This window comes from Proteiniphilum sp. UBA5384 (assembly GCF_002410825.1).
Lineage (GTDB): Bacteria > Bacteroidota > Bacteroidia > Bacteroidales > Dysgonomonadaceae > Proteiniphilum.
This window is the reverse complement of the sequence record NZ_DHOS01000038.1, coordinates 1-24823: the sequence shown is the minus strand read 5'-3', so window position 1 is coordinate 24823 and position 24823 is coordinate 1. Positions and strand designations below refer to the sequence as shown.

Annotated in this window: 23 protein-coding genes and 1 pseudogene; 13 read left to right on the top strand and 11 right to left on the bottom strand. The window is 40.4% G+C overall.

All coding sequences use genetic code 11. The features are described from left to right. Nucleotides 1-95: 95 nt before the first annotated feature. The 7 genes from dinB to B4G81_RS07935 all read right to left on the bottom strand — a co-directional run bounded on the left by dinB (nt 96) and on the right by B4G81_RS07935 (nt 10239). Entirely contained in the window at nt 96-1184 is a 1089-nt protein-coding gene (gene dinB / locus B4G81_RS07965; RefSeq protein ID WP_294081457.1) for a DNA polymerase IV, read from the bottom strand. 122 nt (nt 1185-1306) lie between these two features. Further along, complete coding sequence (locus tag B4G81_RS07960) at nt 1307-1786, bottom strand: DUF6265 family protein (protein WP_294081456.1); 480 nt, start codon at nt 1784-1786, stop codon at nt 1307-1309. 90 nt (nt 1787-1876) lie between these two features. Continuing rightward, on the bottom strand, nt 1877-2476 hold the full coding sequence (locus B4G81_RS07955) for an NAD(P)H-dependent oxidoreductase (protein WP_294081455.1): 600 nt from the start codon (nt 2474-2476) through the stop codon (nt 1877-1879). Nucleotides 2477-2581: 105 nt separating this feature from the next. Further along, nucleotides 2582-3808, bottom strand: a complete 1227-nt coding sequence (locus B4G81_RS07950; protein ID WP_294081454.1) for a TlpA disulfide reductase family protein — start codon at nt 3806-3808, stop codon at nt 2582-2584. 81 nt (nt 3809-3889) lie between these two features. Then, the gene (locus B4G81_RS07945; RefSeq protein ID WP_294081453.1) at nt 3890-5419 is read right to left on the bottom strand and encodes a SusD/RagB family nutrient-binding outer membrane lipoprotein; all 1530 of its coding nucleotides are present in this window, start codon (nt 5417-5419) and stop codon (nt 3890-3892) included. A gap of 52 nt (nt 5420-5471) precedes the next feature. Then, entirely contained in the window at nt 5472-8669 is a 3198-nt protein-coding gene (locus B4G81_RS07940) for a SusC/RagA family TonB-linked outer membrane protein (RefSeq protein ID WP_294081452.1), read from the bottom strand. A 274-nt stretch (nt 8670-8943) separates the two neighbouring features. Continuing rightward, nucleotides 8944-10239 (bottom strand): O-acetylhomoserine aminocarboxypropyltransferase/cysteine synthase family protein, encoded by a 1296-nt coding sequence (locus B4G81_RS07935; RefSeq protein WP_294081451.1) that lies wholly within the window; start codon nt 10237-10239, stop codon nt 8944-8946. A 485-nt stretch (nt 10240-10724) separates the two neighbouring features. On the opposite strand from B4G81_RS07935, the gene B4G81_RS07930 reads away from it, so the two are divergent. Both B4G81_RS07930 and B4G81_RS07925 read left to right on the top strand, forming a co-directional pair. After that, a complete protein-coding gene (locus B4G81_RS07930) occupies nt 10725-11369 on the top strand; it encodes a response regulator transcription factor (protein WP_294081450.1) in 645 nt (214 codons plus the stop codon). 64 nt (nt 11370-11433) lie between these two features. Further along, nucleotides 11434-11613, top strand: a complete 180-nt coding sequence (locus B4G81_RS07925) for a hypothetical protein (RefSeq protein WP_294081449.1) — start codon at nt 11434-11436, stop codon at nt 11611-11613. Between the two features lie 119 nt (nt 11614-11732). On the opposite strand, the gene B4G81_RS07920 is transcribed toward B4G81_RS07925, so the two are convergent. Further along, nucleotides 11733-12194 (bottom strand): Fur family transcriptional regulator, encoded by a 462-nt coding sequence (locus B4G81_RS07920; protein ID WP_294081448.1) that lies wholly within the window; start codon nt 12192-12194, stop codon nt 11733-11735. A 68-nt stretch (nt 12195-12262) separates the two neighbouring features. After that, complete coding sequence (locus B4G81_RS07915; RefSeq protein ID WP_414703183.1) at nt 12263-14218, bottom strand: heavy metal translocating P-type ATPase; 1956 nt, start codon at nt 14216-14218, stop codon at nt 12263-12265. Between the two features lie 162 nt (nt 14219-14380). Between B4G81_RS07915 and B4G81_RS07910 the strand changes: the two genes are divergently transcribed. Further along, the gene (locus B4G81_RS07910; protein WP_294081447.1) at nt 14381-14590 is read left to right on the top strand and encodes a hypothetical protein; all 210 of its coding nucleotides are present in this window, start codon (nt 14381-14383) and stop codon (nt 14588-14590) included. Then, entirely contained in the window at nt 14584-14763 is a 180-nt protein-coding gene (locus B4G81_RS07905) for a hypothetical protein (RefSeq protein WP_294081446.1), read from the top strand. The genes B4G81_RS07910 and B4G81_RS07905 overlap by 7 nt, the downstream gene beginning before the upstream one ends. Nucleotides 14764-14904: 141 nt before the next feature. Here the strand turns inward: B4G81_RS07905 and B4G81_RS07900 are convergent, their stop codons facing one another. Further along, nucleotides 14905-16227 carry an OmpP1/FadL family transporter gene (locus B4G81_RS07900; RefSeq protein WP_294081445.1) on the bottom strand — a complete coding sequence of 441 codons (1323 nt, stop codon included), beginning with the start codon at nt 16225-16227 and terminating at the stop codon, nt 14905-14907. A 49-nt stretch (nt 16228-16276) separates the two neighbouring features. Between B4G81_RS07900 and B4G81_RS07895 the strand changes: the two genes are divergently transcribed. The 3 genes from B4G81_RS07895 to B4G81_RS07885 are packed head-to-tail and all read left to right on the top strand — an operon-like array spanning nt 16277 to nt 18028. Beyond that, complete coding sequence (locus tag B4G81_RS07895; protein WP_294081444.1) at nt 16277-16732, top strand: transposase; 456 nt, start codon at nt 16277-16279, stop codon at nt 16730-16732. Beyond that, complete coding sequence (locus B4G81_RS07890) at nt 16729-17283, top strand: hypothetical protein (protein ID WP_294081443.1); 555 nt, start codon at nt 16729-16731, stop codon at nt 17281-17283. The genes B4G81_RS07895 and B4G81_RS07890 overlap by 4 nt, the downstream gene beginning before the upstream one ends. Before the next feature lie 16 nt (nt 17284-17299). Next, on the top strand, nt 17300-18028 hold the full coding sequence (locus B4G81_RS07885) for a hypothetical protein (protein WP_294081442.1): 729 nt from the start codon (nt 17300-17302) through the stop codon (nt 18026-18028). Here the strand turns inward: B4G81_RS07885 and B4G81_RS07880 are convergent. Beyond that, a pseudogene (locus B4G81_RS07880) lies at nt 18021-18332 on the bottom strand (Arm DNA-binding domain-containing protein); the annotation flags it as partial. The gene B4G81_RS07885 and the pseudogene B4G81_RS07880 sit on opposite strands and share 8 nt — an antisense overlap. Nucleotides 18333-18980: 648 nt before the next feature. Between B4G81_RS07880 and B4G81_RS07875 the strand changes: the two are divergent. The 6 genes from B4G81_RS07875 (at nt 18981) to B4G81_RS07850 (ending at nt 24560) form a co-directional block, all read left to right on the top strand. Then, on the top strand, nt 18981-20069 hold the full coding sequence (locus B4G81_RS07875) for a Fic family protein (protein ID WP_294081441.1): 1089 nt from the start codon (nt 18981-18983) through the stop codon (nt 20067-20069). A 91-nt stretch (nt 20070-20160) separates the two neighbouring features. Next, nucleotides 20161-21171: a helix-turn-helix domain-containing protein gene (locus B4G81_RS07870; protein WP_294081440.1), complete on the top strand. Its 1011-nt coding sequence runs from the start codon at nt 20161-20163 to the stop codon at nt 21169-21171. Between the two features lie 602 nt (nt 21172-21773). Continuing rightward, nucleotides 21774-22217: a DUF2141 domain-containing protein gene (locus tag B4G81_RS07865; protein WP_294081439.1), complete on the top strand. Its 444-nt coding sequence runs from the start codon at nt 21774-21776 to the stop codon at nt 22215-22217. 16 nt (nt 22218-22233) lie between these two features. Beyond that, a complete protein-coding gene (locus tag B4G81_RS07860) occupies nt 22234-22881 on the top strand; it encodes a hypothetical protein (protein ID WP_294081438.1) in 648 nt (215 codons plus the stop codon). Between the two features lie 32 nt (nt 22882-22913). Continuing rightward, nucleotides 22914-23759 carry an RteC domain-containing protein gene (locus B4G81_RS07855; protein ID WP_294081437.1) on the top strand — a complete coding sequence of 282 codons (846 nt, stop codon included), beginning with the start codon at nt 22914-22916 and terminating at the stop codon, nt 23757-23759. A 273-nt stretch (nt 23760-24032) separates the two neighbouring features. Then, nucleotides 24033-24560, top strand: coding sequence for a dihydrofolate reductase family protein (locus B4G81_RS07850; RefSeq protein WP_294081436.1), 528 nt, complete (start codon nt 24033-24035; stop codon nt 24558-24560). Nucleotides 24561-24823: the final 263 nt, after the last annotated feature.

Here is a 24823-nt window from a genome sequence, read left to right as displayed (position 1 = left end):
CACCGGAAATAAATTTTAATCTAAAAACAGATTTTTCGCAGGAGCCTCCCTTTGGCCTCTGATGGCCCAAGGGGTAATCACTAATCAACAGTCAATCAGTCCTTAAAATCTAAAGACAACTGAAATCCATCAACCGGGCGGCGAACCGGGTCGGCATCGGCATTTTTCAGGGTGAGTCCCATCAGCCGGATTTTTTTCTCTTCCAGATCATCTACCTGGAATAACAGTTCCTTGCCCAATTCGAATATCTCTTGATAAGTCTTGATAGGATAATCCACAGTCCTGCTTCGGGTAATAATGGTAAAATCGGCATACTTAATCTTCAGCGTGAGCGTCTTGGCAAGAAATTTCCGCTTTTCTGCCCTGCGGGATACTTCATGGGCAATCTCGTCAAGGGCGGCCAACATATCCACAATTTCATTTAGATCCTCCAGAAAGGTCTCTTCGGCTCCTAATGACTTACGGACCCTCTCCGACTCCACCTCCCTGTCATCCACCCCTCTCGCAAAATAATAATAAGCAATCCCGGCTTTCCCAAACTCACGTACCAAATCGACTTCGGTCCACTGTTTCAGGTCGAATCCCGTTTTGATCCCGAGGTCCGCCATTCTTGCTCCTGTAACTTTTCCCACTCCAAAGAACTTACTCACCGGCAGTTGATCTATAAAATCCTCCGCTTTATCCGGTTCAATCACAAAGAGCCCGTCCGGCTTTTTATAATCAGAAGCAATCTTCGCCAGAAATTTGTTATAGGAAACACCGGCTGACGCTGTGAGGCATGTATGGTTAAATATCTTCTGTTTGATCTCTTTTGCAATCATGGTGGCGGAACGAAGCCCCCTATGGTTCACAGTCACATCAATAAACGCCTCATCGAGGGAGAGTGGTTCCACTTTATCGGTATATTCAAGGAAGATCTGCATGATCTGGTTGGAAACATTGCGATAAACATCGAACCGGGGCATGACAAAGATAATGTGAGGACATTTTCGAAGTGCCGTCACCGAGGGCATCGCCGAATGGACTCCATATCTGCGCGCTTCATAACTCGCCGCAGCAACCACACCCCGTTTCTCACCATAACCCACTGCAACGGGTTTGCCCCTCAATTCAGGATTATCACGTTGTTCAATGGATGCGTAGAAGGCATCCATGTCTATATGGATTATCTTCCTATGGTTCATGGTAACAAATGTAGTTTCAATTTATTACAATCCAAAACAAAGATAGAAAAAACTTCACCAACCGACTCTCAATATAACCCAATCCTTCAAAGGGTACATACTGCTGGTAATGCACTTTCATATCACTTTTCAAATATAAACGGGATTTTTATTGTATCGTCTGCGATCTCAGCATTTAAAATATTATCCGTTTTCCAATACCTGATTGTTTTAGGAAATTCATTCAACCTGTTTTCACTTGTAAAAGAATCATTCTCATAATCAATCACTTTAAAATCAGTCGATTCCTTATCTTCCGGAGTTTTTACCTGAAGATACCAGTCCCCATTCACCGGTGACAGGATCATATTTTCTTTCCAAATCGTATCGTTATCTTGTAAAGTAGAACCCTCTCCTATATAAGTTGAATCGTTCTTCTTTTCCCAATTTTCAAAAGTCCTTTTTCCCTCTTCATCATTCGTTCTCTTCCATTCTCCAAGTAAAAAATCAAAATTATATTCCGCATAAGAGAATGACTTTTTAGAATTATCTGTCTTATTGGAAGAGCAGGATATAGCAGATAATGCGATAAAAAGTATCACTATTCGACTGATTGTCTTCATTATATGCATATTCCAAGAGGAAATATTCTTAACTTTACTCATTTTAACATGTACATAAAAGTTCAAATTAACCGGGATGGAAAAACCTGATTAGATATTCCGTATCACGTTTTCTTTTTCCAGACGAAATTTGGGAGTGATAGAGGGCTGGTTGACATCGTCCTTATCCCTGTAACCGATTGCAACGGCAAACAGCGTTTTATATCCTTCCTGCTGTAAGATACGGTCATAAGCCTCGGTATCAATCCCTTCCATTGGAGTAGAGTCTATGTCCATACTTGCACAGGTACTTAAAAAGAAACCCAGGGAAATATACACCTGGCAAGACAGCCAGGATTTGATTTTTGCTTCTCCTTTGGGTTTCACCATACGATTGTAATAAACCTCCGATCTTTCCGGTAAACGGGAAAGATTCCATTTTTCAAAATCCTTCACATTTTCAATCACACTGAAAACAATCACATGGCTGGTATCTTTGACTTTTTGTTCGTTGTGAAACGATACTTTTGACAATTCGTTTTTCGTCTTGTCATCCGATATAAAAGTAAACTTCCAAGGCTGACTGTTTATCGAGGAAGGACTTAAACGCAATATTTCTTCTAACTGTGCGATAGTTTCTTCTGCGATCTTTCCGCTTGGATCATACTTTTTGGTAGTGTACCTGTTCTTTGCTATATCTAAAAAACTCATATTGATAAAATTATATTCTATAGGTGCAAATATAGCAAAAGCCGGGAAAAGAAGACACATCTCTCCTGCAAAACCGGAAAGACGTGTTATAGAAAGGGAATTGCATCACTCCGATAAAAGGCTATCTATCAGCAAATTGAAATCATTCTTAAATTCTTCATAGAAAAGTCCTGTTGCCGGACCATTGAAGCCGGTATGTATTTTGCGTACTTTTCCTTTTTTATCGACAAAGAGCGTAGTTGGGTAACCCGAAAAATTCTCGAGTTCGGGAAGTGCATTAGCCACACTCTCCCTACCGACTTCCCCACCGAACAGTATCTCGTAATTCGCACCGTATCGGTTTTTCAACCGGGTCAGTGCGGTTTTCGCATAGTCGAAATCATTCTTGCGCTCAAAAGCAATCCCTATTATCTCCACACCTCTCTCCTTGTTCTCATCATACCACGGTGCAAGAAAATCCATTTCGTCGAGACAGTTGGGGCACCAGCTTCCGAGAATAGATACGACAACCACTTTTCCCTGATAACGTTCATCCTTCAATGATATATGTTGTCCTTCAAGATTGGGCAGGTTAAAGCCAAGTGAACCGGATCCGGGTTTTAATTTCGCCAACGAGTAAGGATCGGCCAGTTCGGCATAATCGTTTCGTGTGCCCACAATTTTTGTCACGCCACGGGTAGTATAAAATTTACCGTTGAAAGTAGAATCACCGGAAAAAAGGATCTCTATCAGATATGGACTTAGACCGCCGAAAGCTGACAAATTCACTCCCGATTCGGTATAAACTCCTTCCAGAAAACGTAAATCACCCGAATTGGTAAGGATGGAACCAGTTACCATATCGTTCTCAGACTTAAAAACACCCACATTCCGGGTTGTATCCTCTTTTTCACCGATGAAAAGGACATCCCATTTTCCATCGATAGGAGTATCCGGAATATTCTCCACGGAACTGAAGCGCTCTTTTACCCCAGATATAGCATGGAACGGAACTCCCGGATCATTTTCGATATAGTTTTTAATAAACCTGCCTTCTATAATATCTCCGGATATCGTCCCTTTTATATAAGCATCATAGGCCGTAATGGGGATGATGAGCGTGTCGGATTGAAAATAAATGCTGTCTAATTGCACCCGTTCCACCCCGTTGAGTAACGTAACCGAGGCGGCATCTGTACCGGCGTTATTAACTTCGAAGAGGAAAGGGGCCTTTTTATTATCAGCTACGTCAAGCTCCCCTCTCCATATCCCATTTTGCAAATGGTGCTGCTTTTGGCAGGATATTATTAAAAGCACTGTCAATAAATAAAATGACCATTGAATTTTTCTCATGATTTTTCCTGTTTTTATATTACAAAGCTAAGAAACTGTTTTCAGTTTTACGCATGTCTTCGTTTAAAATTTCTTCGCCTATCATTTGAATACCCACAATTTAGTTTCAATCAAATCATTCCCCTGAGCCTGAATGGCATCCTGATAGTTTTGTAAATTGACGGTCTGCTCTTTCACCGGATAATATAATCTGGAAGGGATACTTCCATCTCCAAACAGGGGAGAGAAAGTATAAGTGACCGGCTGTCCTTCCACCACTCCCGAAAAGATCACATCATCCTTTTTTATCAGGAAATCAGGATAACCGGTCCTGCGGTAATCGCTCCAGGCTTCAAGAAATTGAGTGAATAATGCGATATACTTCTGATTCAATACACTCCGCTCATCCGCAGGAGGGAGCTGGGATACATAAGCATTTATATCGGCAGGGGAAACGCCCCATTTTTCGAGCGACGCACGCACTCCATTCACATAATTGGCCTGGCTCCAGTTATTGTATTCTGAGATCAAAAATTCCACTTCGGAATACTCCAGTAGGACTTCTCCGAAATCAGCCGCACTGTATATAGTTCCCGGAAGACTCACATCACCCGAAGAAAAGACGCCTGCCTGCGCTTCAGTCAATCCGTAAGCCAATCCTTCATACACCCCAAGATTATTTACTGACGCGTACTTGCTTAAACGCGGATCGGCAATGGGAATTTGAGGATTTTCACCTTTCAGTAAATCGATAAACGGTTTCGAGAGCGCAAAATCCCGCCTGTTTGCAGTAACAGTAGCACGATAATAAGGCGCCTCATTGGGTGCTGCCGCAGCATATCCGTAAACAGCATTATCCGCATTGCTGGTGAATACTCCTTTCTGCAACGCATCGGCAAAATGGGATTGATAAATGGAACTGTTCTTGATTTTTAACCGTGTGGCGAAACGCAACCGCAACGAATTGGCAAATTTCGCCCATTTCGCATTGTCGCCGCCATAAATAATATCCGATACTCCAAAAGTTTTCTCTCCCGAATATTTCAGCAAAGTATCGCCCGCCTGTTCAAGTTCATTGAGGATATCTTCATAGATTTTTTCTTGCGAAGCATATTTGGGGGTAATATTATCGGGATTCTGCTGCAATGCCTGAAAGTCGGTATCATCGCTACCGTACGAATTATAAGGCACATCTCCAAAAATATCGGTGAGCGCATAGTATGCGTAAGATTTCAGGACACGACTGATAGCTATCTGGGTAACATTTCTGCCCGCTCCATCTGCCGTCACCAGATCCTTGGTAGCATCATCGGTATTCAGATTGATAATTTCCTGCAAATTATTCAACACAGTGTATAATCCGCTCCATATCTCAGCCGAATAGCCAAAAGGGATATCATAACGCGATTGGCTGGTATAGGTAACCTGACTAATTTGCTGGACAAACAAAGCCGAACTGCGTAAGGAGGCCTCTTCACTCTTCACATTATCAGTCAGATGCTTTTGTGCCGTAGAGATTAATGAAGTGGTCGGAACCGACGAAGGGCGATTGGGATCGATATTCAGGTCTTCATCAATACAGGAAGTTAGTCCGATTCCCAATAGGATAAAAAGTATATTTATTAATTTCATATTATGTTTGATGATTTGATAATTTACTAAAAGTCTTGAATCTTGGCTCTACTTAAAACTTAATACTCAGATTGATTCCATAAGTAAGCGGAGTAGGCATATTACCGCCTTCAATTCCCTGTACGTTTCCACTGCTATTAGTCAATTCGGGATCGATAATTTTACTTTTCCTATACAGATAGAACAGGTTACGGGCATAGAATGAAGCCCCGATATTTTTAACCAGCCCCGTTTCTGGCAATTTAAAATCATATCCTAACGACAGTTCTCTGAGTTTAATAAATGTAGCATCAAAAATATCAAAAGCCGTAGGTCCGTTATAATGGTTTCTTGCCCATGCCTGTGCTGTCACATTCTTTGTATTTTGAACAGGATTGGCCACCGAATAAGTTCCGTCGGCATTGAATGTTACATCAGCAGTCACACCATCAGCCACAACCCCTGTTTCACGGATTCCGTTGGCAGCCGTTTCGGGCAAGATCCCCGAGTACATTGCCACTTTATAAGTCTGTGAGAAGAATTTGCCTCCCACACGGGAATCTATCAAAAAATTGAACCGCAGGTTCTTATACCTTATGCCATTCTGAAAACTCCATAAGAAATCGGGTAAAACACTACCGAGCGGCACCAATTGTTGGGTTCGCATATAAAGTCCATCCTCGCCAATCACTCTTTGACCGTCAGGTGCATATACAAAATCATAGCCGTATAGTTGGCCGTAACTTTCACCTTCCTGTGCTACCAGGCTGACCAGCGAATTACTTAAATCAAGACGATTTACTGCATCGGAAAGTGTAATGATCTTGTTGCTGTTTTTGGAAAAATTGATTGAGAAACTCCAATCCAGGTCTCGGCTCTTTATGGGATTTACACCTACAACCGCCTCGATACCCTTATTATTGATCTTTCCTGCATTAATCAATTTTGAAGAATAGCCGAATGCATCGGATGTGGGAAGTGAAATTATCTGGTTCCGGCTTGTATTGTTGTAATAAGTAAAATCAACATTCAACAGGTTTTTAAATAGTTGGAGTTCCAGTCCGGTTTCCACAGACGAGGTAATTTCGGGTTTAAGGTTCAGGTTATTCAGTTCACCGGGTAACGTATAGGCAATATTCCCGTGAATGGGTGTGATGGCCTGATACACTTTATAGAGGCGATAAGGATCGGTATCGTTCCCCACTTGGGCCCATCCCAGGCGGAACTTAGCGAACGACAACCAGTTCTGGACTCTTACGCCGGGCAACTCGGTTAAAATGACCGATGAAGTGACTGAAGGATAAAAATAGGAGTTATGCCCTACCGGTAAAGTCGACGACCAGTCGTTACGGAATGTACCGTCGAGATAAAACAGACTTCTCCACCCATAAGAAACATTCCCAAAAACAGACGACATATCTTTTTTATACAGGCCGGTTTCAGGATTGATTACTGTAGAGGTAGCATTATTCAGACTATAATAATCAGGCACAATCAATCCTCCCGAAGTAGATATATCACTGATACGACGGTTTCTCTGCAAAAAGTTCGTTCCCAGGTTGGCCACCAGAGAATGCACGTTCCATGAACGGTTAAGGGTAGTCAGTAATTCATAATTGAATTCACCATAATTCTGGCTGTATTCCTGGTAGGAAGATTGTGAACGGGAATTATAAGCGATCCTATCCTGAAAATTATACTGGAAGACATCGGCATAGATACGTCCCGTTACCGAAAACCATGACACAGGAGAAACCTGTATTCCAAAGTTGCCATACAACCGGTCCCTGTCTTCCTGGAGATAACTCTCATAAGCAGACCAGTAGGGGTTATCGATGTATTTTGTCTTTTCATCTTCTACCGTATCCCTGTACCCCGTACGGTTCCACGCGCGAGGTGTGCCATCCGGACGTTTATATTCACTGAGCTTTTTGTAGTCCACCTGTACTTGTCCCCACTGATAAGCCTCAAGAATAATATTCCGGTTGGATGCACCTGTCCAGGGGCGCCCTTCGGATACCGTCTTCAGATAATTCGCACTTGCGAAGAACGAGACATATTTACCATTTACATTTCCTGAAATACTAAGCGAGTTTTTATCGAGTGAGGCATTGGGAATGGTACCCTTCACATTTTTATTGGTGAACGATACCCGGAAAGCAGAATTATTGTTCGATTTGGAAAGTGAAATATTATTAGTATTGCCAATCCCCGTCTTAAAGAAATAATTCACGTCGTGTTCGGGATATACCCATGGTTCCGGTTTCAGGTATTGATTCGGATATTCGGGATCGAGGTTATACCAGTGTAACACGGATGTACCATCGAGTTTAGGACCCCAACTTTCGTCGGCGGCATAATCTACTATATGGTAGGTTTGTCCCTCGATGGTGGCAGTCGCAAAACTGGTATTATAACCACCGCCGTATAATTTTTGGCGTTCAGGCAACCGTACTACATTCTCAAATTCCAGACCGGTATTCAGTTCAATGGCTATTTTCCCGGTACCGCTTTCTCCTTTTTTGGTAGTAATCAGTATTACACCATTGGCAGCACGGGAACCATAGAGCGCCGCGGCGGAAGGGCCTTTCAATACATTCACCGAAGCAATATCGTCGGGATTAATATCCTGGATAGTACTGCCCACATCTTTTCCTACACTACCATCAATAGTGGAAGGACTATTCAGGTCGCTGTTATCCAACGGCACACCGTCAATCACATATAACGGCTGATTATTTCCTGTGATGGAATTAATGCCACGCAAGGTGATACGGGAAGATCCACCCAGGTTGCTTCCTCCTGAAATAACCTGTAAACCGGCTATTTTACCGGAAAGGGCTGTCAGCGGATTCGTAGGTCTTGTCTGGAATGCATCCGAAGAAACATTTTGCACCGCATAGCCAAGAGCTTTCCTTTCGCGCGGTATATTGAGTGAAGTGATAACTACTTCGTTCAACGTAGTCGTACTTTCTTGCAGGATGATATCGATCCTTTCCGATTTTGAGATTCTCACTTCCCTACTGGTAAAACCTATATAGGAAAATTCAAGCAAAGTCCCATTTTCAATGCTTATCCGATAATCACCATCAATACCGGATACCGTCCCTAAAGCGGGATTACTCTTATCCACAATGGTAACCCCGACCAGTGGGTTGCCCTGTGGGTCTGTCACATTCCCGGAAATATTCACCGTCCCGCTATTCTGTGCCGAAAGACCGACCACAAACAAGGAGAGAAATAAAATAAAATTCACTTTGATAACCTTCATCTTTTACAATATTTTTTGAATAAATCTTACATTCTTCGTTTGAATAGATTGCGAAGCTTTTCTAACTATTGATTACAAATTATTGCTTAAAAAAAACGGCTGATTCATTTTACTGATCAGCCGTTTCTTTTTACATACCTGTTTCACTCATGTACATAAGAGATGCCGACTGTCGGGTAATTTGCGACAATTCATCATCATAATACGCATACAATATGTCATAATGCTGGAGAGATACATCTGGTTGTTATTTTTGAATGGATATATATGATATTTAAATTTTGTCAAGCGCCTGTTGCAGATCGGCTTTGATATCGTCGATATTTTCTATACCAACCGAGATACGAAGTAATCCGGGCTCTACGCCGCTTGCCTTTTGAGCTTTTGGCGACAACTGCTCATGGGTAGTAGCGGCGGGATGGATGATAAGCGATTTAGTATCTCCCACATTCGCCAGATGACTTAATAGCCGGACGTTATCGATCAGCTTATTTGCATCTTCAGGATCCCCTTTTAGCTTGAATGTAAGGACAGCCCCCGGCCCTTTGGGGAAATACTTTTGCGCCAAAGCGTAATATTTACTGCTCTCCAACCCCGGATAGTTTACGTACTCCACCTTGGGGTGTTGCTCAAGCCATTCGGCCAGTGCCAAGGTATTTTCTACATGTCGTTCCAGACGAAGCGACAAAGTTTCGAGTCCCTGTACCAGAAGGAAAGAATTAAACGGGCTGATGGTATTTCCCCAATCACGTAGTCCCTCTACCCGCGCACGAATATTGAAAGCAATGTTGCCAAACTGGCTGTTAGCACCGAATACATCCCAAAAAACCAATCCATGATAACTTTCAGATGGTTCGGTGAAAGAAGGAAATTTACCGTTTCCCCAGTTGAATTTACCACTATCCACAATCACTCCTCCGAGAGAAGTTCCATGACCTCCAATCCATTTAGTCGCCGACTCAACCACTACCGCCGCACCATGTTCAATCGGTCGGAAGAGATAACCACCCGCACCAAAAGTATTATCCACTATCAATGGAATATCGTGACGGCGAGCTACTTCAGCAATGGCATCAAAATCGGGGATATTTAATTCAGGATTGCCGATTGACTCCAGATAAATGGCTTTGGTATTTCCGTCGATCAGTTTTTCAAACTCCTCCGGATTTTCATTGGGAGTGAACCGGACTTCAATTCCTAACCGTTTAAATTGAGATTTGAACTGATTGTAAGTGCCCCCGTAAAGAAAAGGGGTGGACACGAAATTATCCCCCACTTGCAAGATATTATTCAATGCGATAAACTGGGCCGATTGTCCCGACGACGTAGCTAATCCGGTTATCCCCCCTTCCAAGGCTGCCACTCGCTTCTCAAAAACGTCAGTCGTAGGGTTCTGCAAACGAGTATAGATGTTTCCAAACTTACGCAGACCAAAAAGGTCAGCACCATCTTTTGCATCTTCAAACACATAAGAAGATGTTTGGTATATCGGCAAGGCACGCGAATGCGTTGTTTCGTCAACTTCCTGTCCCGCATGAACTTGCAGGGTTTCAAATTTATAATTGCTCATATTTGTGCTGTTTTATAAAAAATATTTTTATTATTTTTTTCACTTTTAGCCTTGTTTAACGGGGCAAAGATAGGGCAAGGCGTAAAGTATGACAATACCATAAATATAGTATATTTTGTAAATTAGACATACCATACACTCCTACCGAATCATTACTGAATTGCAGAATACCATTCTTGTTAATCCGGTTAGCCAACTTTTCAAGGATCTGCTGTTTCTGAGTTGCCGTAAGAGTTGCCGATGCGTTTAAATCGAATGTAAGTATTACTTTCGATGCTACTTTATTCACATTCTATCCGCCGCTACCGGTATTTCTTACAGCGGTAAACACACATTATTCAATCAGTTTTCTTATATCGGCGCTCATTATTGTGATAATTTATAAATTGGAGGGTAAAGATAGTTTTTTTGTACAAAAACCTGTTTCCATAAAGAATGTTTTGAAACTTTTGCTTAACTTCGTCCTCAATCATTCAGATAATGAGATGCACACTTATATCATTGCCGACAATCAGGATATTACCCGCGAGGGACTTATATCCGTCCTGAAATCACAGGACGAGAAAAACCGTGTGGAGACAGTCCGCAGTCGTACTGAATTGCAGGCACAGCTACGCAGCCATCCGGAATCGATTGTGATATTGGATTATACTTTATTCGATTTTGTTTCTGTCAATCAAATGCTAAATATGAAGACAGGCGCAAAGGGATCTGCATGGATCATGTTCTCCGACGCGCTGGAGGAACATTTTCTACGCCAGATATTATTGATTGATCCTAGCATCAGTGTTGTGATGAAAAGCGAGCCACTGGAAAATATCCTTGATGCGATTGTATGTGTCGGATATGGTGAAACCTACTTGTGTGATATTGCCGAGTCGGTACTGAAGGAAAGTCCTCCCCCAAAAAAAGAATCAGACAAACTGACCGCCTCGGAAAAAAGTATCCTACGGGAAATAGCACTGGGGAAAACCACCAAAGAAATAGCTTTTGAGAAACATCTCAGTTTCCATACCGTAAATACACACCGCCGGAACATTTTCCGTAAACTAGCTGTCAATAATGCACACGAAGCTACGAAATATGCACTGCAAGCCGGTCTGCTCGACCTGATGGAGTACTATATTTAACACCGTTTCGAATATAATATCAAGAGAGTAAAGTTATAAAACAATACTGATCAACAAGTGCGAGGTGTGCAATGGAAGTTCATCAGCCACCACTTCCATGTTGCAATTCGAAATTGACACCCCTCTATATAAATTGATCGAACTGATTGGAGAGATAGGTTATAAAAAGAGATTCAACCTCGGCAGTACATCCACCGATAGGGTAATCAAAGCAAAAAAAAATGATTTATTGCGTCAGATATGAAGCTACTAATATGATCAAGGAGAAAATTCGTGAATCTACTCAGTTCTTATGCCATTATCTCAGAAGTAGACGAAAAACTCTACTGTCACCCTATTGTGCCTTTAGGCGGCAATCAGTTGTTAAATATTACAACTCTCTTTTTTTGGGGAGAAGCGCTTTCGCTTACCGGATATACATTGGGAACAAACGCCTTTCATCACAAAATTGATATTCTCCAGGCGGAAATTTGGGGGTAATGTTATATTGGGAATAGATATACCTTCCATACAGTAGGTATTGCCACATCTGTCGCAGTGGAAATGCACGTGGAGATCGCCAAGTGAGCATTGACACTCCTCACGACAGACCGAATATTTAATGGAACCGGAACCATCATCTATACTATGGATAAGATGATGCTGATGGAAAAGATTGATTGTCCGGGATAATGTAGATTTATCGACTGTTCCCATTTCAGTCTCCAGATCGGAGAGGCTGAAAGCAGAATTATGATTCAACATAGTCCCCAACACCAGTATTCTGATAGCGGTCGGCTTTATATCCCTTAGATGAAGTATTTTTTCTATATATGCCATATCCATAGGTTACAGATATTTATTTAGAATAAAAATATAAAGATAACCATTTTAATCCTAAAGGCAAGGTTACTTTAAAACTTCTTTCTCATAATACGGATAGCGTTGAGTATCGCCAGCAACGATACACCTACATCCGCAAACACGGCCTCCCACAAAGTAGCCAATCCCCCTGCTCCGAGGATTAATACGACCAGTTTGACACCAAATGCCATCGTTATATTCTGAATAACAATCTGCCGGGTTGCTTTCCCTATACGGATTGCCATGGGAATCTTAATAGGCTGATCGGTCTGAATAATCACATCTGCCGTCTCAATAGCCACATCACTCCCCAAGCCGCCCATGGCAATTCCCACATCGCTCAGCGCCAGTACTGGAGCATCATTGATCCCGTCTCCCACAAAGGCTATCTTATTGGCACCATTCTTCGCAAGCTCCTCCAACTTCTCCACTTTCCCTTCCGGCATCAAGTCGCCGTAAGCACGGTCGATTCCCAACTCTCCAGCCAGTTTCGATACAATAGCCTGCTTGTCCCCTGAAAGCATCACTATATCCTTAATTCCGGCTTTGCGCATTTCCTCAACAGCCATTTTTGCATCTTCCTTGGGAGCATCGGCCACAATAATATATCCGGCATACTTTCCATCAATCGCACACAAGACCGTCGTCTCCGGAATTGTCTCCACTCCGGCAGGGTATGCAATATCATTAGCATGCAAAAGCTTTACATTCCCTGCAAGAATATTCTTCCCGTCAATTTCTCCTATCATGCCCTGTCCTGCCACCTCTCTGACATTTTGCAAATATGGAAGAGTCATATTGACGACAGGTACCGAAGAAACGATTGCCTTGGCTATCGGGTGGTTGCTTTGTGTCTCCACCATCGCCACCGTACGGAGTAATTCATCTTTTGAAAATCCTTCCACCGGAACAATATCCTGCACTTCAAACACACCCTTCGTCAATGTACCTGTCTTATCCATCACTACCGTATCGATCTTCGTTATGACATCCAGATAATTTCCTCCCTTGAAGAGGATACCTTGACGGGAAGCAGCACCAATCCCGCCAAAATAACCCAATGGAATACTGATGACCAATGCACATGGACAGGATACCACTAAAAATACCAAACCGCGGTATAGCCAATCGCTGAACAGATAGGTAAATTCGGGATTGATGAACGACCATAACCAGGGTAATACAACTATCAATACCGCTAATAAGGTGACAACCGGCGTATAAATACGGGCGAATTTACGGATAAACTGCTCGGCGGGTGCCTTACGTTCTGTGGCATCTTGCACCAGTTCCAGAATACGTGAGAGTGCGCTTTGTCCAAAGGGTTTGGTTACTTTTATCCGGCAAACACTATCTACAGCAATCATACCGGCCAGCACCTCTTCGTTCTTTTTAATATTACGAGGAACACTTTCTCCCGTCAATGCCGAAGTATTAAATGATGCAGAATCTGAAAGCATAATGCCATCCAGTGGAACCCGCTCACCGGCTCTTACCTCTACTGTATCCTCCACCCTGACCTGTTCAGACAAGACCGTCTCAATACCATAATCCCTGACCACGGAAGCCTTCTCAGGGCGGACATCCAATAATGCTCCGATATTCCGCTTGGCCCGGTTGACAGCCGCATCCTGAAATAATTCACCGATGGAGTAAAACAACATAACTGCTACTCCTTCCGGGAACTGACCAATAAAGAATGCCCCAATCGTGGCGATGCTCATCAAGCTGAATTCGTTGAAGATATCTTTTTTCCGCATCGCGCCCAATGCTTCTTTCAAGACGGGAATACCCACCGGGAAATAAGCCACAAGATACCATCCCAGACGGGTCCACTGATTATCAAAAAACGAAATGCCGGTAGCTGACATAATTATACCTCCAACTAACAGGATAAATGATATTATGGATCTCATAAAAGAACTTTTCCGAAATATTTTCCCCTCTGTATGTGTGCTTGGTGAGGCTGAAACTACACAAACTCCATCATTGCAACAATCTGCCATAACTCTTCTATTTTATCATTCAGTTACAAAGGTAGACGAATTGGTATGCAACTGGGTTGCAAAAATAATTACCTTTGTCCACAATAAATAAAAAGCCATAGGGTCCATGCGAATGACAGTAATCCTGTCGATTATACGGCTACCGATCTCTTAGGAATTTATATGCTCACCCCAAAAACGCAAGGCGAATACTTTATCGCGGTCAGCATTGTCGGATATGAAGCACTCCACACAAAACCATTTAAGATTTCGCCCGAGAATAGAAAAATTGCTTTGGTAGATATATCAAAGAAAGTATACATCGATGGCAAACCGGAGTTATTGACAACCGATCATTCCACGGGATTAAGGGAAAGGCATACCGGATGGTAACTACCTCACTTCGTCATTCGAATGGCAGGGATAACACCATCTGGTCGGCAGCGATCACGGGCGGTTGGAAAGACCGTTGGAGAAGGGGAGAGCTGCATTACGAAGACACCTGCGAAACGGTAGAAAAAACATACAGTTCTTTCATGGCAAGGATTTTGTCCTTCTCAAAATAAAGGATGGGATGAGATTTTCAGATACTTCCGGGCTTTTTCATCTTCGTTTTTCATGAATGAACCGGTGAAATGCTTCAGATTACCAAGCAGCCCCGGATTAATAAAGTTGAAGAGGGTCCGTATCTCACCCAGGTGTTAACGTTAGAATTTATAATCTATTCCCGCTCCAAAAACTTTGTTGGTACGGCTATATACATCCTTTCCGGGGAGGTTAGGCAGGCCGTTGTAGTTTGCAGACGTCTTTGTATAATCGGTATAAACCGTCCAAAAGTAAGCCACATTTAAAGTTACTTTAGGAGAGAACTTGATAGCAGTCCCTAACCCAACGGAATACGAATCACAAGAGAAACTCGTATCGGATTGAAAATCATCGGACAAACCATAATCGGTTGTCTGATAACCAGCACTCACGGTGAGTTTTTTATGTACGTCCCATTCTACCCCGGCGAGATATTCGTTAGTTCCTTTGGTCAATGCCTTTTGCTTACCCGTAGTTGTTCCCGAAATATTAGCCATACGAGCTTGCTTGTCGAAGAAGTAGTGATACTCTACGGAAGCGCGAAGCGTAGGCAAGATATTATACCCCAATGCCGCTGTCAGCAAGGCAGGAATATCGTTCGGTGTATTTACCCCATGCGCATAAGGCGAAAGCGCATCTTCGAGTGCCGGACTGTTCGGGTCATACGACATCTTTGTCTTATTCTCGATATTTACGTTCGTCATGAACTCATACTTCATCCCCAAGTTCCATTGTCCAAATTTCACATCAGCACCGATGACCGGAGTGATTCCCCAACCTGTCTGGTCACAATCCAATGCAATTTTAGCCAAAGGCTGGCCCCCTAAGTCGCTCCTCATTACAGCATCAAGGTAACCTTCGTAGCCACTATTCACATAGTTCATACGTCCACCTGCAAACACAGCCAACCAATCGTTCACCTTATAGGTCAAGCCTAACTGTAGTCCGTAAATAAACTGCTTGCCATCCATCGCGGAGTTGATGGTGTACATTTCAGGCATAGCCCCGCCCTGTGCTGCCATAGCTATAATTTTAGAATCAAACATCGGCAACCCTGAATCGAAAGAAGCTTTTCCTCCCCCACCCGTCACGGCAAAGCTACCGGATAGGGTCCAGTCTCCTTTTTTATAAGCGGCTTGAAAACTTGGGATAACCGGGGCCGAAGCCGTACCCTTATACCGGCGGGTACCTTCCCACAAAGCAAAGTCCGCATCAATCACACGTGTTTGGTATGCGCTCTGTATATTCAGCGAAAGATACACACCATCGTCCAGAAAGGCCAGTCCGGCCGGATTGGAGTACACCCCGTCAATACCAATAGAAGCTCCACGAGCAATCATCCGGAGAAATGAAACATGTTGGTTCGTATTGGTGAGTAGCCCCCCCGCAAAAATTGAACTAGAAACGACCAGCATAAACGCGCTGAGAAGAAATAATCTCTTCATTTTTATTTTTAATGATTCAGGCGGCAAAGATAGCCACGATTGTTCAAAAATGAAAACAGAAAAGTATCAATTCAGAGGCCAGGGAAGTTCTGAGAGAAATTTCCCAACAGACGGGAGTCTAAAAAAGCTATATCCATCTCGGGTATTACATCTTTATTTTGAAGAAGGAATGGACTATCGTTCCATCAGTGAAATTTTACCGGTCTCATTTGCTTCTGTTGGCTATTGGATTCATAACTTTGCCAAAGAATATAAGAGTAATACAGAAATAATGGAAGCCATCTCCAATCTTGATAAATCCTCACTTGAACAGTCGGGAAAAGAAAAAGACAAGGTCAATACAGGTTCGTCAAAAGATACCGCCTCTCTTGAATCGGAATTGGCAAGCCTCAGGGATGAGTTGAAGTATCAACGTCTCAGAGCAGATGCGTATGATGAGATGATAAATGTTGCCGAAGATCAATTCAACATCAAAATAAGAAAAAAAGTTGGCGCCAAACGGTGACAAACCTGCATACACAGTGCGGCGATATCCTATCGCTGCACTGTGTATGCAGGTTTGGCGTTACCGAGCAGGCATATTTCAAGGATGTAGAACAGTCCAGACTTACAAGACTCTCCCAAGAAGCATTTGCTGTTGAGTTTATCCACTCGATAAGAAAAGTAGATTCGGGCATCGGTGGTATGAAACTGTGGTATATGTATTCCAAAGAATTCAAAGGGAATGCGCCTTTAGGGCTTGACCGCTTCGAGACGGTTGTTGATAAGTATGGACTTAAAGTACGCCTTAAGACAAGAAAACCTCGCACTACAAACTCTCGCCATGGATTACCATTATATCCGAATCTTATCAAGAGGTTTATTCCCACTGCTCCAAATCAGTTGTGGGTAGGCGACATCACCTATGTTCCGATTTGGATAGATGACAATGACTGCCAATTCTGTTATCTTTCACTTATAATGGATGCTTATTCCGAGATATACAAGAACCATTATACGAAATGTAAATTTGATAAACTATCATTATCGCAGTATATTTTATATATTTGTGCATAATTTTATTTAGATAGCGATGGAAGATTATGGCTGGGCAATGTTTTTTGACGAATATGCAAGTGATTTACATACAACCTTTAAACAAGAGATAAGTAGACAACTTTTCGAAAAAACAGCTATTAAAACAGGACTCAAACAATTTGAAAAATATAATTTTCAATTAATAATTGGAATGAATGATTTGTATAAACAGGTCATCAAAAACAAAATGTATGCAAGGATAGACATAATAACTCCAATATCTATGGGATTGCCTGCTTGGATATATTGGTATTCTGAATCTTTCGATAATATCGAGGAACTTCACAAACAAGATATAACAAATATTCCTGTTGTAATAGATTGGAATATTGATTTCCCTTTAGATGATGTATTATCTTATACTCGCCCTCGTAAGATTGACAAAAAAGATAAAACGGGATATGGTTTTGATGTTGAATTCTATTATCATTCTTTTCCCGATATTTCTATCGAATTTAATTTTCTCAGAAATTTAAACAATAAAGAAATAGAAAGTCTACGTATTTTCTTTAAAGAATTTCATCAAGAGTGGAATAAAGAATATGAGAATAAGGCTATTAATTTTTATTACATTGACGAACAACAAGTAACCAACAATGGCTCTATAATATGTGTTGAATTCGATTTTGGATTAAATAACAATAGTAAAACAATAACAAAGCTACTTCAACAATATTCTGAAAAATTAGAGGAATTTCCAACAATAAAAGTTTGCATTAAGTAATAAATTCACTCATGAAAAACACACCTTGAATTACTAAATATTCGGGAAACAGCAACACTTTTAAAACAACCTTTTGTGCCGAAATTGATTCTCGGTCGAGTTCCATTTCACGATAAATTTGCATAATCCGTAGACGAATGGTATCAAGTCGAGCATTAAGTTCATCGTCCATGCGGGTGTTAGCGATCGACTTCCCCGCAACGGCATTCCAATTCTTGGGATTGACTTTGAGATTTACGGATGCAACAAAGCGTTGTCCGTTGATAGTAACACGCAAAAGGATAAGGGCTTGACCATCTTTTGCAACTCTTGATTTCTAAAAACAGATTTTGAATGTTCTTCGTTTCATACTTTTTACGTTTTAATCTTGATTGTAAAAGTATGAACTTCGAACGAGAAACAGACTACGCAAAATACTACAAATCAGCGAATAAGGATCAAATCACTAACATTTTAACCTTCTTGAATATGTTAGCGATTTTGCAGGTTTTAACTGCTTAAATCTGCTCTTTTTTGCTATTCCCACAGAAACAAAAAGCACCGTAATCGTTTGATTTACGGCGTTTTGCTTTGATTTACCTTTCGGCTTGGCGGAGAGAGAGGGCGGTGAACCTTCTCCTTATGTGTCTAAAAGTCAATGTTTTTACTTTCCAAACTTTCTAACGGTAATGAATTAGGCACAACTTTCATAGCCTAATTTGACCACCTTTGACCTATGCTTTTCTGCATATATCACGGGTTCAAAGATACATATAAATTTCGTATCTGCAAAATATTTATCATTCAGCGATTTAGCCTTAGTGCAAGGTGCAAGCTTATCTATATAGATACTTGCACCTTGCACTTATCCATGAGCAATGCGAAGATTATCTACTTAATCTACGCAAGTTTTGAGAAGAAATTTGCTATGCGAAGAAAAAGAAGTATATTTGTCGCATAAATCGCAAAGAATATGTTTATTCATCAACGCAAAAACTGGACAGATTTCAAGTGGAATAATGACAAATTACTTCCATTACTCGCAAATGTTCGCCATTTACAAGGGCGTTTATTGGGACAGATGGAGAATTTAGGCTTCAAATTTCAGGAAGAAGCCGTACTTTCCACTTTGACTTTGGATGTACTCAAATCAAATGAAATAGAAGGCGAAGTTTTGAATAAAGACCAAGTTCGTTCATCTATTGCCCGAAGGTTGGGATTGGAAGTTTCCGGACTTGTCGATTCTCCCCGTAATGTCGATGGTGTTGTCGAAATGATGCTCGATGCAACGCAAAACTATATGAAGCCCCTAACCACCGAAAGGCTGTTTGGCTGGCACGCAGCCTTATTCCCTACCGGATATAGTGGGATGTACAAAATAGAAGTCGGTAAATATCGTAGCGGAGGTATGCAGGTAGTATCAGGAGCAATGGGAAAAGAGAAAGTCCATTACGAAGCCCCCAAAGCAGATTTACTTGAAGCCGAAATGAACCGATTCCTGAAATGGTTTAATAATGGTTCGGAAACAGACCCGGTATTAAAAGCTGCTATTGCTCACTTTTGGTTTGTAACCATCCATCCTTTTGATGATGGCAATGGACGTATAGCCCGTACAATTACTGATATGCAGCTTGCCCGGAGTGATGGTAGTCCGCAGCGGTTTTACAGTATGTCCAACCAAATACTGACGGAACGCAAAAAGTATTATGAGGTATTGGAGGGAACGCAACGAAGTGATGGGGATATAACCGAATGGATGGAATGGTTCTTATCTTGTCTCGGAAATGCGCTTACAAATAGTCGTGAAGTATTGGAATCCGTTTTGGCAAAAGCTAAGTTTTGGGAACAGCATAGTCAAACACCCTTAAATGACCGCCAGCGTTTAATGCTAAACAAGCTGTTAGATGGCTTTGAAGGCAAGCTGACTTCTTCCAAATGGGCTAAGATAGCCAAATGTTCGCAAGATACCGCTATACGTGATATTCAAGACCTGATAAACAAAGGAATATTACGCAAGGAAGCGGAAGGCGGTCGTAGTACCAATTATGAATTACAAATATAATAGTTAGTCAATGTTTCAAATAATCTCATTAATAGCAGCATTTCAAGCTTTATTTTTCGGTGTGTTAGTCATTACAAAGAAGAATAAGAGTATGTTAGATAAGCATCTTGCTACATGGTTGTTTTTTCTGACTGCGAATATTCTGTGTATAACAATATCCCAAAATGTAAACTTATCCTATTCAGGAGATTTTCTTTATCTGGGTTATATTTTAGTCGGATTACACGGTTTCTTTTTGTATCTGTGTACAAAATCACTCATTAACCATTCACATAAGGACTTTAAGAAAGAATATGTCACAATAGCCGTGTATTGGGGAGTAGCCATTACTGGATTCTTCTTTTATAATTCATATCCGCAAACAACGGCAGTTATAACCCGTATATTTGCTTTTTGTTTCAATGCTTTCTTTATTATACTTGCAGTTAGGCTATTTCACCGATATAAAGCATTTTTAGAAACAAACTTTTCCAACATAGATAAGTTAAGTTTTAACTGGATGAGGTTTCTCGCTTTTGGGTTGATACTCATATTAAGTGGAGCATTAATATTAGTTATACTCCATGAGTTTTCTTCATTCCAATTCTCCTTGTATAGTCTATTTGCCATTATCGTACTATTGTTCGTGAATATTTTAGGATTCAGAGGTATTAAGCACAGCACAATTTTCAATCAGGTTGTAATTCCATATAACCAACCCCAAACAGAAGAACCAACTTCTATCAGCAAAGATAAATCTTATGAGAATTACGGATTGAAACAGGAGGATGCAATTTCTCTATCTGAACAACTCAAAAATTATATGGAAACAGAGAAGCCATATACCAATATTGACCTAAACTTGAAAGACCTTGCTGCTGCTTTGGAAACCTATCCCCATTATATCACCCAAGTGTTAAATACGGTTTTCAATCAAAATTTCTACGATTTCATAAATACCTATCGGACGGAAGAAGCTCAAAGGCGATTAATCGACCCACAATTCAAGAAGCTGACGGTATTAGCTATCGCTTACGATTGCGGGTTTAACTCGAAGTCCACCTTCAATAGAATTTTTAAGCAAAAAACTGGACTTACGCCAAGTGAGTACCGAAGTCAGTAATTTGTTATTAATCAAAAACATCATAGTCCCACTTTCATAGGTGGGACTTTTTTATGTCTGTATATATGTCCTATTCGTGCGAGTGGGACGACCGGACACTATCAATTGCCTTCTTTTGCATAGTTTTTCACAATGTAGATTATGATAGCAAAGGAAGAAATTCAGAAAAAACAAAAAATATTGCCCCGAAACCGGACGAGAAAAATCGGCACGGACATTTTATTGGGAGCATTAATATTAGTTGCCATTAGCGGTTTTATTTTACTTTATATGCAAATAACATCCGGCAAGGTAGTATTAAACTTGAATATCTGGTGGTGGGCTTTCATACATAGAATATCGGCTTTAGTGTCGCTTATCTTTACTATTCCCCATGTTTATAAGCACCGAAAATGGTATAAGAAATTCTTTTCGATAAAGCGTAAAAGTAAAGTTACTGTAATACTTTCGGTTAGCTTCTTCATTACTCTAATAACTACAATAGTCTTGGCATTCCTGCGAAATTCCGTCTTATTAGAATTAATACATTCTATAATCGGCATTATTGCAGTGCTTTTTATCATATTTCATGCACTAAAAAGGTATCACATAATTAAATAACAATGAAAAGTAAAAAGTATATGTTCGTTATTCTCTTAATTATTCTGCTAACGGGGAAAGCTGTTAAAGGTTATAGTCAGGATACTTTTACGATAAAAGGTAACTGCGAAATATCAGAAGCAGGAACACTATATATCTTCCTTGTCGATGAGCTGGGAAGTAAAAAGCCCATGACAGGAATACAGGAACTTACAATAGAAATAGATAGTTGCAACAATCAGAAATTGATTGAATTTTATTTTAGGGACATCCCGAAAGGAAAATACGGAATCAGGTGCTTTTTGGATATGAATGGAAACGGAAAACTTGATTTCAAACTATTCTCCGCAAGAGAGCCTTGGGGAATGAGTTGGAAAAACAAACGAAAATCCGGCATTCTTTCTTTTAGCGACTATTCTTTTATTGTGGATTCTGACACAGAACTGAAAACGATTAAAGTTGAATAATAAAAATATAAACAGTATGAAAATCGAAACAATTAAAAACAAAGGATTTGCTTTATCAATTATCTTATTTCCTCTTATGCTGCTGGCGGGATTTGTTATGCACCCCGACCTGATAGAGATGAAAATGTTACATACGGCTCAAGACCTTGTGGACAGGTTTCATAATAATAACCTTTATCATATCGGGCATTTTATCGTAATGATGGCTGTACCCTTAATCATTGTTGTAATGGTTGGAACAATGAATATGCTACAAGGCAAAGGAAAGAGATATGCTTATTGGGGTGGGATTATTGGGATATTCGGAGCTTTCATTTTAGCAGTAGACAAAGGAGCATTATGTTTGGTTATGTCGGCATTCGACACTATTCCTGAACCGCAATTTCAGGGACTTATTCCTTATTTGGACGTTATCGTTAAGAAAGCAGGTCTTCTTTGGATAGTCTATTTCCTTCCTCTTCTGCCATTAGGTGCAATAATCCAAACTATTGGACTTTTGAAAGAAAAAGTCGTATTCAAATGGGAAGGTTTTCTTATTATTATAGGACTTGCATTACTGAACAATCCCGAAATAGAATTAATAAGCACTATTGGTAGTGTTTTAATGTGTATGGGGTATATTTCTTGGGGAGTAAGAGAGTTTTCAAGAAAACAAAAATCATAAGCAATAGAAATCCTCTTTAAATACTATCAGTAATGCAAAATCGGATAAAACAAATATCAGAAGAACTAACTGCCTTTATTCAGGAAAGGGAGTTAGAACTTATTGATGTTATTAAGGATGTACCTTCTATTATCTCGGTTTTGGAAACCGGATTTAAGCAACTCAAAGAAGTTGTATCTCAATATGAGTTCCCTACACCCGAAGAAGAAATTCACTTTTTCAAAGAAACAAAGCCACAATTATTCAGTAAATTGATTTACTACCATAAAATATATCAACTTGAACTAAACCGCCCTATCGCTAATTACCTGACATTAAAAGCCTATCTGAATAAAGAGCTTGAACAGATTCACTCTTTCTGTAATAAAAATGCGGAGTTTATACAGTATTACCGTTCAGGTAAAACCATTTTGGACAAATATTATTTTCTTCGGGAACGTAACGAGATAGAATTAAACTTAGAAAGCTTTTACTTCGAGCGTGACCCCAAATTCTCAACCCACTTTGATTTTAAGATTGCTAAATTACTGGCTAATGATATGCTTGCAGCCTATCTGACTTGCAAATTAGCAGAATTGAAACATAAGGAAGAGCATGGAGAATACATCCCAAATATTCAATCTAATGAGCGTTGGACGGATAAGAAAGCTGCTTTAGTTGAACTAATTTATGCACTCCATTCGGCTGAAAGTATTAATGCCGGAGATATTGACCTCAAAGTATTAGCTGCCATTTTCGGAAAAATATTCAATGTCGATTTGAGTGACTTATATCGGATTTATTTGGAGATAAGAAGCCGAAAAGGAGATAGAACGCTGTATCTTAAACGCTTGACAGATGCACTAAATAGAAGAATGGACGATGCAGATAGTAAATGACTCAAAATAAAATCGTAACTTTGTATGCGTAAAATAAAGAAAAATAGGAGTATCCAAGATACTTCATAGATATATATCATAACGTTCACTGAACGTCTCAACGTAGAAAACTGGCACTTTTCAAGAGTAGACGAGACAACAGGTGTAATGTTCATGCTATACGAAAGTATGGCGTGGGCTTACCTGTTTCGTCTACAAGGTATGCCAGTACCTCTACGTTGAAGCAGTGTGAGTTCCACGCTTTTTTCGTATTTAGAAGAACATTTGTACATCATGAAAAAAATCAAATTATATATAGCAACATCCATTGATGGATACATCGCCCGGAATGATGGCGATTTGGACTGGCTGACAGAATATCCTAATCCGGAGAAAACGGACTATGAATATCAATCTTTCTTCAATTCGGTTGATACGGTTATTATAGGTGGGCGTACTTTCCGGGATATTCTTTGTATGGATGTAGTTTGGCCATATAAGGATAAAACTACATACGTTATCTCTCGCAATCCTTCTATACAAAAAGATAATATCCACTTTATTTCTCAAAACATAGTCGAAACAGTATCCCAGCTTAGGGAAGCAGAAGGGAAAGATATTTGGTTAGTCGGTGGTGGAGAAATAATATCTATGCTACTTAATCACGACCTGATTGACGAAATGATTATTATTACCATCCCCTTTCTGTTGGGAAATGGTATTTCTTTATTTTCTGAAATATCAAAAGAATCTAAATGGGAAGCAACTGCTTTTCAAAAATACACCAACGGAGTAACACAAGTTCATTATAAGAAAAAATAAAGTTTTTTTCGCATACCCTCAAAAAGTCTCAAGTTTTCCGACTTGGGACTTTTTGTTTTTAGCTGGCTCATATAGATATATTGATGCATTTTTTCATTACCCTATACTTTTATCTTTCAATACTTCGGTAAATATTTAATAACTGATTAATATACAGATATATATGGACAAAGCTTAACATAAAAAAGTAGGTCAAGCCACTGATTTTCAGTATCTTTATAGCTGATCAAAGACTATTGAAGAAGTGAAAAGACTCAGCGTAC